The organism is Aristaeella hokkaidonensis (assembly GCF_018128945.1).
In the GTDB taxonomy this organism is placed as follows: Bacteria; Bacillota; Clostridia; order Christensenellales; family Aristaeellaceae; genus Aristaeella; species Aristaeella hokkaidonensis.
Map to the genome: position 1 here is coordinate 3,199,338 of NZ_CP068393.1, position 13,193 is coordinate 3,212,530.

Below are 13,193 nucleotides of genomic sequence, written 5' to 3' on the forward strand. Positions count from 1 at the left end.
TTAATATGTCTGACGGAGAATTGTTCTCCCACGTGGATCATTCCGCTCTGGAATCGGAAAAAATCACCGCTCCGCGCTATTCTTACTGGAGGAGTGTGTTCCGGGTGTTTTTCCGGAAAAGGATCAATGTTGTGATCCTGACGTTGTTTGCCATCATCCTGGCGTTCACTTACATTTATCCTGCAATCAATCATTATGATCCATACGCCAACATACTGGAAGGATGGACAAAACACCTGACGCCTTCTGTAGCTATGGAGGCACTGGGACATAACATTCACTATATTCTTGGTACCGGAGCTTCCGGCCAATCCACTTTTGACGCGGTATGGTACGGCAGCCGGATTTCTGTTTCCATGGCTTTCCTTTGCGCGGCAATCAACCTGACACTTGGTGTTGTGATTGGCGCCATCTGGGGATTCTCCAAGAAAGTGGATATGGTTATGACCGAGGTGTATAACATCATCGGCAATGTCCCGTATCTGCTGTTCATCGCCGTATTGGTGCTGATCTTTTCCGCCGGTTTCTGGACCATGGTTTTTGCGCTGACAATTACAGGATGGCTGGGCATTGCCTATTTCATCCGGACCCAGGTGATTATCATCCGGGATCGAGAGTATAACCTGGCGTCCCGCTGCCTGGGCACCCCGATTACCCGGATTGCCATGAAGAACATCCTGCCCTTTATGACTTCCGTGATCGTGACGCTTGCAGCCACAGAAATTCCTTCCTATATTTCCTACGAAGTGTTCCTGTCCTACATTGGTATGGGTATGTCGGATATGTCCCTGGGCAGACTGATCTACTCCGCGGAAAATGCGATGCTGACCCCCGGATGGCAGTTTGAATTCTGGTCTCCGGTTGTTGTTGCGTCCATTATTACCATTGTGTTGTATGTGGTGGGTCAGAACCTGGGCGATGCTTCCGATCCCCGGACTCATATGTGAGGTGCCTTATGGAACAGAAAAAAGTATTGCTCAGCATCAAGGATCTGGTTGTTAAATTCCGGGTCCGGGGCAGAATCCTGACCGCTATCCGGAATATCAACCTGGATATCTACGAAAATGAATCCATTGCCATTGTGGGTGAATCCGGATCCGGAAAATCCGTTTTCACAAAGACCTTTGCCGGTATGCTGGATTCCAACGGTTTTATTGACCAGGGAAGCATCATCTATGATGACAGCGAACTGGCGGATACTACAGTTTCTTACAATAAGCGTACCCGGAGAGGCATTGCGTTTATTGAAAAGAAACTGAATGAAGCCAGCAAGCTGGAGGCAGGGGCGGAGACCTGGCAGGAGATCCAGGCACTGGAGGCGGAGAAAAAAGCCCGGGCTACGCTTTCTGAAGAAGAAATGCAGGCAATGGAAGATGAGATCAAGGAGATTGCCTTCCAGCGGACTGAACTGTTCAACCTGAAACAGACGTATGATCCCCGCAAGGAAAAGGAACTGATCCGGAAGGCTGACAAGCGGCTCAAAGAGATGGATCAGCAGATCGAGAATCTCAAGAAGACGCAGAAAGAGCGGATTGCAAAGAAAAAGCAGGATGCCGCTACAGACCAGGCCTTCCTGGTACAGGTTCAGGAAAAGAAAGACGAGCTGAATGCCCGCTATAAACAGGAAATCGCGGGAGGCATTACCCGGGAGACAGAAGAGCGCAACGCAATCCTGGCAAAAGAAATTGAGCTTTCTGTCGGACGGTACGGTGCACTGAAACGCCGCAGGAATGAGCGGGAACTGGTAAAAGCCCTGACTGAGGCCATGCGGGAAGGTAAAAACCTGGATGACGAGGAAGTGCGCAATGCTGTTTTTGATCCGGTGACTTTCCGTGTTCGTTACCTGGACGAAACAGAGAACCGTCTGCACGGAACCTGTGTGCTGAACCTGGCGAAAGTCAAGGATGCAACGGACTGGACGAAAATCCGCGGAACACGGATTGCTACCGTATTCCAGGATCCTATGACCAGCCTGAATCCGATCATTACTATCGGCAAACAGATTATGTCCATTATCATCAAGCACCAGAAGTGTTCTGAGGTGGAAGCACGCCGCCGCGCACTGGAGCTGATGTACAAAGTGGGTATTCCGAACCCTGAAAAGCGTTTTGATGATTATCCCTTCCAGTATTCCGGCGGTATGCGTCAGCGCATTGTTATCGCCATTGCCCTGAGCTGCCAGCCCAAGGTTCTGATCTGCGATGAACCGACCACTGCACTGGATGTGACGATCCAGGCCCAGATCCTGAAGCTGCTGAAAGACCTGCAGAAGGAATTCAACTATACGATTGTATTCATTACCCATGACCTTGGTGTGGTTGCCAATATCGCGGACCGGGTTGCGGTTATGTATGCGGGACAGATCGTGGAATACGGAGAAGTGGAAGAGGTCTTCTACGATCCGCGCCATCCCTATACCTGGGCGCTGCTGTCCTCCCTGCCTCAGCTGGCGGAGCGGAACACGGAACTGTTCTCCATTACCGGTACACCGCCGTCCCTGTATAACAAGATTGTCGGTGATCCGTTTGCTCCCCGCAACAACTATTGCATGAAGATTGATACACTGAAGGAGCCGCCGATGTTCCAGGTGAGCGAGACCCATTACGCCAAGACCTGGCTGCTGGATCCCCGGGCACCGAAAGTGGAAAAACCAAAGATTATTGAGAATATCCACGAAAAACTGGTGGAAGCGTATCATCTTTGATCAGTATTCGGGCAGAACTGATCTGAAACGGAAGAGGAAGAAGCATGACACAGAAATTGATCAACAGAGCAAGTGAACTGCCGGCACGCGGCCCGCTGAATGAAGAGGGAAGGGAAATCCTTCTTTCCCTGAAGAACGTGGATATCACCTTCGGTAAAGGTGATAACGCGGTGAAGGCGGTAAAGAATGCCTCCTTTGATATTTACAAGGGAGAGACTTTCTCGCTGGTGGGCGAATCCGGTTCCGGCAAGACCACAATCGGCCGTGCCGTGATCCGCGTTAACCCCTGCGCGGCCGGTGAGATTGATTATAAGGGCGTCCGGATTTCCGGCAAGATTTCCAAGGCACTGGACCGGGAGGTCATCCGGAATATCCAGATGGTCTTCCAGGATCCCGCAGCGTGCCTGAACGAACGGGCTACGGTGGACTATATCATTTCCGAAGGCCTGTACAACTTCCATTTGTTCGAAAATGAAGCTGACCGGGTGAAAAAGGTCGAAACCATGATTGAGGAAGTCGGCCTGCTTCCGGAACACCTGACCCGGTACCCGCATGAGTTCTCCGGCGGACAGCGCCAGCGTATCGGCCTGGCCCGTGCCATGATCATGGAACCGGAACTGGTTATCGCAGACGAGCCGATTTCCGCCCTGGACGTTTCGATCCGTGCACAGGTGCTGAACCTGATGAAGAAATTCCAGAAAGAGCGGGAAATAACTTACCTGTTCATTGCGCATGACCTGTCTATTGTCCGCTTTATCTCTGACCGGATCGCTGTTATCTACAAGGGAGACATTGTGGAAATCGCGGATACAGAGGAGCTGTTTGACTACCCCCTGCATCCGTACACCCGGTCCCTGATTTCCGCCATTCCGATTCCGGATCCGAAGCTGGAAAAGCACAAGGCTCTGTTCACCTACGATCCTTCCGTGCATGATTACAGCACGGACAAACCGCAGATGACGGATATCGGCCATAACCATTTTGTATACGGCAACAGCAAGGAAATTGAAGAATACAAGGCACAGCGCGAAGCAGGCGTACCGCTGAAGTCCATCACGATCCTGGACGAAGGAGAAGAAGCACCGTCTTCTGTGAATGATAATGCCGTAGTGGACGAAGACTTCCTGCAGACGCCGATCCATGATACGGGAAGCATCTGGCTGGCTGTACTCTGCTTCTTCCTGGCACCGCTGGGAATTATCGCGACACTGATGTTCAAGAAGCGGCGCCATTTCCGCAACTATAAGATGTGCAGAACAGGCACGATAGCAGGATTCTGTGTGCTGGGAGCGATTATACTACTGTTCCTGATTTTCCTGCTGATGTCAGTTCTGTAAGGATATCTGAAAGGAAGAAAACAAGATGAAACGCGAAGCACGGGATTTTCGGGAAACAGCGCCGAAACCGGTGAAACGGATTCCGCTGGATATTAAAAATCACAAGCTTCGCCTGATTCTGATGATTTTAGCCCTGGCGATAGCAGCCGGGGCTTTCTATTATGGGTTCAACCAACTGTTCAGTGTGGAAGCCGGATGGACACAGCTGGAAGCGGACGGCAGTGCTGGCTTGAATGTATCATCTGATTTTGTGGTGCAGGTGGAGCTGGGGGCAGGCGGGGAAGCTCCGCTGACGGAACGGAAGCGTTTGACCACCGTTTATTCTGACGCGGCCCGGAAAGCCTATACGCTGTATACGACACAGGAGTATGTGGCTGACACAAACAACGTCTGGTACATCAATCATCATCCCGGAGAAGCAATCCAGGTAGATGCGGAGCTTTACCGGGCATTGCAGCATACGCTGTCTGCTGGGAACTGGCTTTATCTCGGACCGGTATACGAAGTATGGGATTCTGTATGGTTCAGCCAGACGGATGAAGAGGCAGCAGCCGCTGATCCTCGGAAGGATGCTGAGCTGGCTGAGTTTATCACCCGGACAACCGGTTATATCGCTTCGGGAGATATCAGGCTGGAACTGCGGGATAACAACATCGTGTTCCTGAACATATCCGATGAATGCCGGGCCTTCGGCGAGGAATACGGAATTGCCAGGTGGATTGATTTCGGATGGCAGAAAAACGCCTATATCATTGATGACCTGGCGGAGGCACTGACTGCATCCGGATGGCGCAGAGCGGTACTGTCCAGCAAAGATGGATTTATCCGCTGCCTGGATGACCGTCAGAATTTCGCACTGAAAATACTGGCGGATTCTGATGGCAGCGTGAAGCAAATCGGCCAGGCAGAATACAAGGGTCCCGCTGCATTGATGATGCTCGTTCCGTGTCCGGGCGGAGACAGGCGCTATTCATACCGGTATCAGGACGGAATGCTCCGAACAGCCTGGATTTCCGCAGAAGATGGATTAGATGCGCGGCCGGTGGACGGACTGGCGGCCTATGCTGAAAAAGGCGGCTGTGCAGATCTGCTTGGCCGCTTCCTGAACTGCCTGACCCGGACGGATGCTGATGAGGCAGAATGGAAGAAAGCGGCTGGGAGCGACTGTACACTATGGCTGGCCCGGCAGGGCGCGCTGACATCATTCGGCAACGGCGGATTGATCCTTTCGGAAGGAAAAGAATAAGAGAATAAACACCGCAGGTGATCTGATGACTCATCATTTGATCCCTGCGGCGTTTTTTTTTGTTATCCTGTATTGACTTCCCCCGATGGATATGATATATTCCTACCCACTTCGCAATGATCATTCAGGATTCATAAAAGAATTCAGGATAATCCGCTTCGAGAATACCCAACTGCATATGGGAATAAATCGGGAGGATTTTTTCATGAGCTATATTTTTGTCGACCATCTTTGCAAGTCTTTTGTCGTGCGCAAAAAACGGGAGAAGGGTTCTTTGCTTCGCGAAAAAGAGACCGTACACGCGCTGCAGGACGTTTCTTTTGAAATCGAAAAAGGAGAGCTGGTAGGCTATATCGGGCCGAACGGCGCCGGCAAATCCACAACGGTCAAGATCCTCTCCGGGATTCTTGTGCCGGAGAGCGGAACGGTGACTGTGGGCGGAAGAGTGCCCTGGGAGAACCGGAAGGAGCATGTGAGCCATATCGGCGTGGTGTTCGGCCAGCGGACACAATTGTGGTGGGACGTGCCGCTGCTGGACAGCTACTCCCTGCTGAAAGACATTTACCGGGTTCCGGAAGCCAGCTATAAGAAACGGCTGGACGAACTGACGGAAGCACTGCAGCTGGGAGATCTTTTACGGACACCGCTGCGGCTGCTGAGTCTGGGCCAACGGATGCGGGCGGAACTGTGCGGCAGTCTTCTGCACAGCCCGGAACTGCTGTACCTGGATGAGCCGACCATCGGCCTGGACGCGGTGAGTAAACTGGCCCTGCGGGACTTCCTGCGGTGGGAGAACGCGGAAAAGGGAACCACCATCCTGCTGACGACACACGACATGGAAGATATCGTGGCCTTGTGCTCCCGGGTAATGGTACTGGGACACGGCAGCAAACTGTATGACGGCGGGCTGCAGGAACTGCTGACACAGTATGACACGACCAAGACAGTGCAGGTGGAAGAACACCAGAATATTGATCAGGTCATTGCTTCTATGTATAAGAACCTGGGATTATAAAAGCATATAAATGAAATATTTGACTTCGTCAAATATTTCATACAAGCTTTCAGCCTGTATGAAATATCCGTCTGCGACGGATGTGAAAGTTACTTTGACCTGTTTGAATGTGTATGTGAGGAAAAAATGAAAGCATATTTATCGATATTCAGGATGAGGAGAAAGATGGAGACACAGTACCGGGGAGCGGTGCTGGGCGGACTGATCTGCCAGACGTTTTTCGGACTGGTGCTGGTAGCGATCTACCGGGCGATGTATGCGGGGAAGCCGCAGGACATGCCGCTGAGCAATATCACCACCTATGTATGGCTGCAGCAGGCATTCTTCCGGATGCTGCTGAGCACGGACACAGACCTGCTGGACCGGATTCGGACAGGAGCAATCGCCTATGACCTGTGCCGGCCGCTGCACCTGTACGGTTATTACTATTCCCGGGTGCTGGCAATGAAGATGACCGGGAGCATCCTGCGGGCGCTGCCGATGCTGGTGATCGCGGCGCTGCTGCCGGCGGGATGGGGACTTGCCCTGCCGGCTTCCGTACCGGCGCTGCTGGCTGCGCTGGCAGCCCTGATCCTGGGCATGTTCTGTATCTGCGCGCTGGAAAATGTCACGATGGGACTGACCATGCGCACGCTGGATCCCCGGGGCGTGCAGGCCCTGCTGAACCTGTTGCTGATGACGTTCAGCGGTAATATCCTGCCGCTGACGCTGTTTCCGGACAGCTGGCAGCGGGCAATCACCCTGCTGCCCTATGCCCAGATGCTGGACGCGCCGATCCGGCTGTATACCGGAGAGTATGCGCTGGGACAGGCACCGGCTGTGATGATAATCCAGCTCTGCTGGACGGTGCTGCTGGTGGCGGGCGGATGCCTGCTGTGGCGCGCGAATCAGAAGAAAATGATTGTGCAGGGAGGCTGAGAAGATGAATACCCTTCGTTTGTACTGCCGGTCCATGGCGATGCTTATCAAAAGCCAGCTGCAGTATCCGCTTTCCTTCCTGATGCAGACCCTGGCACAGCTGGTGATGGAAGGCGGCGAGCTGCTGGCGGTGATCCTGCTGATTGACCGGTTTGACCGGGTGAACCAGTGGGGCCCCGGAGACCTGTATTTCTTTTTCGGCCTGATGTCGGTTTCCTTTTACCTGACGGAGATCTTCGGACGGGGGCTGACGGGCAATTTCCCCTCCATGGTACGGAACGGGCAGCTGGACACACTGATGCTTCGGCCCAGGGGAATCCTGACCCAGGTGTTGTGCAGCGGGGCGGATCCCCGGCGGATTGCCTGCATTGCGGTGGGTACCGTGAGCCTGATCATGGGCAGCAGGATTTCCGCGATTGCCTGGTCGCCGTTGAAAGTGCTGATGATGGCGGAATCCATCTTCTTCAGCTTCTGGCTGATCCTGGGACTGTTCATGGTGGAGGCGATCCTGACGATCCACAGCGTGAAGTCCATTGAGCTGGCCAATACGCTGACTTACGGCGGACGCAGCGCCTGCGAGTATCCCAGCGATATCTATCCCCGGCCGCTGCGGATCCTGTTTACGGTGGTGGCGCCCTTTGCGCTGGTGATGCATGTGCCGGCTTCCATTATCCTGGACAAGCCGCTGTTTGGCTGGCCGGTATGGACCGGGTTTGTGACGCCCCTGGCAGGGCTGGTGCTGTTTTTTATCATGTACATGCTGTTCCGGAAAGCACTGAAGTTTTACCGGTCTACAGGAAGCTAATCATGGCTTATGGATATTCTCCATAAGCCATGAAATGATATATTTGCCCGGCGGGCAAATGTGATATATTGGGCGTTCTGCCCAATATGATATATTCCGCTGACGCGGAATGTGATATTTTCGCCCTCCGGGCGAAAGTTTCAGATACTGAACAGGCCTGTACAGCAACGAAAAATGAGTTGCCAGAGAAGGCAAAAAACAGTATAATATTCGCAGACATTTTCTGATACTGAAACGAGGAGGGAAACCCATGCTTCAGGACGTTATCAATACAGCAAAAGAGAAAATGAAGAAATCCTGCGAGGTGTACGAGCGGGATATGATGAGTCTGCGCGCCGGCCGTGCAAATCCGCAGCTGCTGGACCGGATTCTGGTGGACTACTACGGAACGCCCACCCCCATTAATCAGATCGGCAATATCTCCTCTCCGGAACCCCGGCTGCTGGTGATTGCTCCCTGGGAAGCCAAGATGATTCCCCAGGTTGAGAAAGCCATCCAGAAGAGCGACCTGGGACTGAATCCGTCCAACGACGGCAAGCTGATCCGCCTGGTCTTCCCGGAACTGAACGAGGAACGCCGTAAGGATCTGACAAAGGTCGCTTCCAAGGGTGCGGAAGACACCAAGGTGGCCATCCGCTCCATCCGCCGCGACGCAATTGAACAGATCAAGAAGCTGAAGAAGAACAGCGAGATCACCGAGGATGATCAGCGGGACGCCGAAGAAGATATGCAGAAGCTGACGGACAAGGCGGTCAAGGAAGTCGACGAGATCTTCGCCAAGAAAGAAAAGGAAATCATGGAAGTCTGACGCCGAAGCGGGATCATGCGCACACCGCGGACGCAAGCGGTTCATAAAAGCGCACGATATCGATCAAAACCCGCCGAGAGGCGGGTTTTGGCAGTATATGGGAAAGGGAAAAAGCATGAAGCTGAAGACTGCATTGTCCCTGGCACTGAAGAAGCCGCCGAGGACATCGGATGAATTTGAAAAGCTGCCGAAGCACGTGGCCATTATCATGGACGGAAACGGCCGCTGGGCCAAGAAGCATAAGCTGAACGTGTCCCGGGGCCATCGGCAGGGTACGGAAACCCTGCGGGAGATTATCCGCCATACGGATGATCTGGGAATCGGAGCACTGAGTCTGTATGCTTTTTCCACGGAAAACTGGAACCGCTCCGAAGAGGAAGTGGCTGCACTGATGCAGCTGATCCTGGACTTCTTTGCCTCCGAGATTGATGAGCTGGACGCGAAAAATGTCCGGATCCTGATTCTGGGCGACAAGAGCCGGCTGCCGGAAAAACAGCGTGAAACGCTGATTGAGGCGGAAAATCGGACCCGGAAAAACACGGGACTCCGGCTGAATATCGCGGTGAATTACGGCGGCCGGGCTGAACTGGTGATGGCGGCGAAGGAGATTGCCACACTGGTACGGAACGGTGACATCCGGGCAGAAGAGATTACGGAGCAGACGATTTCTGATCATCTGTACACCCGGGGACAGCCGGACGTGGATCTGCTGATCCGGACCAGCGGAGAACAGCGGCTGAGCAACTTCCTGCTGTACCAGAACGCATATGCGGAGTTTGTTTTCCCGACAGTGCTGTGGCCGGACTTTACCGTGCATGACTATGACCAGGCGCTGGACGCGTTTGCGCACCGGAACAGAAGGTTTGGAGGAAGAGTATAATTAAGAATTCATAATTCAGAATTCAGAATTATATCAAGGGATTCCTCCACGCGGCCTGCGGCCTTGGTCGGAATGACAACCAAAGGCTGATTAACAGACTAGTAACTGAAACGTGAAAATGTATTATTTCACAGAGGATGGAATAAGGGATGAAACAAAGATTTATTACGGGTTTGCTGCTGAGTGCTTTCCTGGCGATTAATCTGTGGCTGCCGAACTGGTGCATGGCGCTGGCGACGCTTGTTTGTATCTGCTTTGCGATCTGGGAAGAATACCACGCGCTGGCAACCGCGGGACATCATGTGGTTTCCTGGCCGACCTGGATCATCGTGGGCGTATCGCTGCCGCTGACCTGGCTGTTCGGCGTAAAGGTGATTGTGCCGCTGCTGGCTGCGGGCCTGTTTATGATGATTACCGTGATCCTGTTCCGGAAGGGACAGGAGCCTGAACTGACAGACCTGAGCATGAGTGCGCTGCCGCTGCTGACGGTGGCGCTGCCTGGACTGAGTCTGGTGGCCCTGAGCCTGATCCCGGACCAGAAGGCAGTGGAAGTTGTGCTGCTGTGCCTGACCTTTGCGGTGCCTCTGCTCGGAGATGTGTTTGCCCTGTTTGTGGGCAGCGCGATCGGCGGGCCGAAGTTCTGCCCGGCTGTCAGCCCGAAGAAGACGATCGCCGGAAGCATCGGCGGCATGGCGGGCAGCGTGATTGCCGCGATGGCGGTGTATGGACTGAGCGTAGCGTTCTGCGACGCGCCGACCCTGGCCAAGCTGCCTGTCTGGTGGCATTACCTGATTTTGGGTTTCCTGGGCGGCATTGCCGGCCAGATCGGCGACCTGTTTGCCAGCCTGGTGAAGCGTCACAGCGGAATCAAGGATTTCTCCAACCTGTTCCCGGGACACGGCGGTATGCTGGATCGGCTGGACAGCGTGCTGTTTATGGCAGTACTTATGTACTGTTATCTGATGTTTAAATAAACATCAGATAACAGTACAAATTTATAATTCACAATTCATAATTCATAATTATGAATACTTTCCTGACTTGATGAATAAAAGAACTTGTACAGGAAAACGAGGAAAGATTGAATGATTAAGAAGATTGCGATACTAGGATCGACGGGGTCGATCGGAACGCAGGCGCTGGATCTGTGCAGACGGCATCCGGACCGGTACCGTGTGGTGGCGCTGACTGCCCGGGGAAGCAAGGAAAAGCTGTTTGAACAGGTGCGGGAATTCCGGCCGGAAATCGCGGGCCTGACAGATAGCTTTGATCCGGCGGAAATTCCGGAAGACCTGAAGTTCTGCCATTTCCTTTCAGGGAAAGAAGCACTGCATGCCGCGGCTGCGGAAACAGACGCGGAAATGGTGCTGGTCAGCATTGTAGGTATTGCCGGACTGCAGGGCGTCATGGATGCGCTGAAGGCCGGGAAACAGGTGCTGCTGGCCAACAAGGAAGCTCTGGTAACCGGCGGCCATCTGGTAACGGAACTGGCCCGGAAAGCCGGGAAACCCCTGCTGCCGGTGGACAGTGAACACAGCGCGATTTTCCAGTGCCTGCAGGCAGACGGAACCAACAAAGCAGAGAAAATCCTGCTGACAGCTTCCGGCGGCCCTTTCCGTACCTGGGACAAGGAAAGAATTGAAAAGGCTACAAAGGCGGAAGCGCTGAAGCATCCCAACTGGAACATGGGCGCGAAGATTACCGTGGACAGCGCCAGCATGTTCAACAAGGGACTGGAAATCATGGAAGCCCGGTGGCTGTTTGATATGCCGGAGGACCGGATTGAAGTGGTGGTCCATCCCCAGAGTATTGTGCACAGCGCGGTGGTCTTTAAAGACGGCGCGGTACTGGCACAGCTGGGTGAACCGGATATGCGGGTGCCGATCGGTTACGCGATGGCCTATCCGGAACGTATTGAAACCGGCGTGCCTGCGCCCGACCTGTTCAAGCTGGGAAGCCTGACCTTTGAAAAACCGGATGAAGAGAAGTTCCCGGCACTGCGGCTGGCACGGGAGTGCCTGCGGGCCGGCGGAGCTGCATGCACCGTATTCAACGGAGCAAATGAAGAGGCCGTGGCCGCTTTCCTGCGGGAAGAGATTCCTTTCGGACAGATCGCGGTGCGCGTGGAAAAAGCATTGGAGAAGCTGGCAGGCTTGCGGGCAAACTGCATAGAGGACATCTATCATGCTGATCAGCTCGCAAGAGCTGTATCCAATTCAGAATTCAGAATTCAGAATTCAGAATTATAATGTCTGCGGCATTTTGCATACCATCAGAGTGCGGTGGACTGTACAGGCGTACGGTTAAACAAACATTATGAATTAACAGATTATTTGAGAGGACAAAAGTTACGTGTATATTTTATTGGCGTTGCTGCTTTTGGCGATATTGATTACAGTACATGAATTCGGGCATTTCCTGGCGGCCCGGGCGATGAAGATCGACGTACGGGAATTTGCCGTTGGAATGGGTCCGAAGATTGTGGGCTGGAAGAGCCGGAAATATGAAACGGAATTCAGTATCCGGGCGATTCCGCTGGGTGGATTTTGCGCTTTTTATGGTGAGGATGACACAACGGGAGAATCCAAGGATGATCCCCGTGCCTTCCCGAAGCAGAACGTGTGGAAACGACTGTGCGTGATTTTTGCGGGTCCGCTGATGAACTTTGTGCTGGCATTTGTGGTGGGAACTGTTTTTTTCTGGGTAAACGGTGTCACTACAGGTGTGAGATATGATCACTATATTTCCGATGTGATGGCAGCCGGTCCGGCTTATTCGGCTGGACTGCAGGCAGGAGACGTAATCACGGAAATCAATGGTGCGAATATGCTGGACGGTACCTATGAAACGGTACTGAATACCATCGGAGACTGGAAAGAAGGGGACGCTCCGCTGAAGATGGTCATCCGCAGAGGAGAAGAAACCTTTGAAACAGAGTTGACACCGGTTCTGGATGAGAAGGAAAACAAAATGCGTATTGGCGTGGTAATCGCCAATGTTGCGCATGCTATAACGGAGCCGGAAACATTCCTCGGAGGTCTCAAACATTCCGGGGAATTATGCGTCAATGTATCCGGGGCAATAATAGAAGCACTGAAGAATATGGTGACCAAAGGCGAGGGCTTTGAGGACACCAGGGGACCGGTGGGAATTATCAGCGAGGTTTCACAACGGGTGAAGACCTATGGCATGGAAGAATTTATCTGGCTGCTGGCAATGCTTTCCGTTAACCTGGGTCTGATGAATCTGCTGCCAATCCCAGGACTGGACGGAAGCCGGCTGGTTTTCGGACTTGTGGAGGTTGTACGGCGCAGGCCGGTACCGGCGGAAAAGGAAGCCATGGTACACCTGATCGGTATGGTGTTTCTGTTTGGCGTTATGATTTTCTTCACATTCAGAGACGTGATGAGGATATTTGGATAAAACAAATTCAGAATTCAGAGTGTAGAGTGAAGAGTGATGAGTGTAGAGTTGTCACCG

General features: G+C 53.1%; 12 protein-coding genes and 1 pseudogene. All 13 read left to right on the plus strand.

Annotated elements, in window-relative coordinates; translation table 11 throughout:
* Positions 1–5 precede the first annotated feature (5 nt).
* Positions 6–947, plus strand: a complete 942-nt coding sequence (locus JYE49_RS14325; protein ID WP_093957798.1) for an ABC transporter permease — start codon at positions 6–8, stop codon at positions 945–947.
* Between the two features lie 8 nt (positions 948–955).
* Positions 956–1,351, plus strand: a pseudogene (locus tag JYE49_RS14330) (ATP-binding cassette domain-containing protein); the annotation flags it as partial.
* A gap of 414 nt (positions 1,352–1,765) precedes the next feature.
* Complete coding sequence (locus JYE49_RS14335) at positions 1,766–2,704, plus strand: ABC transporter ATP-binding protein (protein ID WP_369413345.1); 939 nt, start codon at positions 1,766–1,768, stop codon at positions 2,702–2,704.
* A 44-nt stretch (positions 2,705–2,748) separates the two neighbouring features.
* Complete coding sequence (locus tag JYE49_RS14340; protein ID WP_093957606.1) at positions 2,749–4,041, plus strand: ATP-binding cassette domain-containing protein; 1,293 nt, start codon at positions 2,749–2,751, stop codon at positions 4,039–4,041.
* 25 nt (positions 4,042–4,066) lie between these two features.
* Positions 4,067–5,287, plus strand: a complete 1,221-nt coding sequence (locus JYE49_RS14345) for a hypothetical protein (RefSeq protein WP_093957605.1) — start codon at positions 4,067–4,069, stop codon at positions 5,285–5,287.
* Between the two features lie 205 nt (positions 5,288–5,492).
* Positions 5,493–6,302 (plus strand): ABC transporter ATP-binding protein, encoded by an 810-nt coding sequence (locus tag JYE49_RS14350; RefSeq protein WP_093957604.1) that lies wholly within the window; start codon positions 5,493–5,495, stop codon positions 6,300–6,302.
* Between the two features lie 165 nt (positions 6,303–6,467).
* On the plus strand, positions 6,468–7,220 hold the full coding sequence (locus JYE49_RS14355) for an ABC transporter permease (RefSeq protein WP_093957603.1): 753 nt from the start codon (positions 6,468–6,470) through the stop codon (positions 7,218–7,220).
* A gap of 4 nt (positions 7,221–7,224) precedes the next feature.
* Positions 7,225–8,025 carry an ABC transporter permease gene (locus tag JYE49_RS14360; protein WP_093957602.1) on the plus strand — a complete coding sequence of 267 codons (801 nt, stop codon included), beginning with the start codon at positions 7,225–7,227 and terminating at the stop codon, positions 8,023–8,025.
* 250 nt (positions 8,026–8,275) lie between these two features.
* A complete protein-coding gene (frr, locus tag JYE49_RS14365; RefSeq protein WP_093957601.1) occupies positions 8,276–8,833 on the plus strand; it encodes a ribosome recycling factor in 558 nt (185 codons plus the stop codon).
* Between the two features lie 115 nt (positions 8,834–8,948).
* Positions 8,949–9,713, plus strand: coding sequence for an undecaprenyl pyrophosphate synthase (gene uppS, locus JYE49_RS14370; RefSeq protein ID WP_093957797.1), 765 nt, complete (start codon positions 8,949–8,951; stop codon positions 9,711–9,713).
* A gap of 149 nt (positions 9,714–9,862) precedes the next feature.
* The gene (locus JYE49_RS14375) at positions 9,863–10,687 is read left to right on the plus strand and encodes a phosphatidate cytidylyltransferase (RefSeq protein WP_093957600.1); all 825 of its coding nucleotides are present in this window, start codon (positions 9,863–9,865) and stop codon (positions 10,685–10,687) included.
* 111 nt (positions 10,688–10,798) lie between these two features.
* Entirely contained in the window at positions 10,799–11,962 is a 1,164-nt protein-coding gene (locus JYE49_RS14380; RefSeq protein ID WP_093957599.1) for a 1-deoxy-D-xylulose-5-phosphate reductoisomerase, read from the plus strand.
* Positions 11,963–12,065: 103 nt separating this feature from the next.
* On the plus strand, positions 12,066–13,136 hold the full coding sequence (locus JYE49_RS14385) for a M50 family metallopeptidase (protein WP_093957598.1): 1,071 nt from the start codon (positions 12,066–12,068) through the stop codon (positions 13,134–13,136).
* The last annotated feature ends 57 nt before the right edge of the window (positions 13,137–13,193 follow it).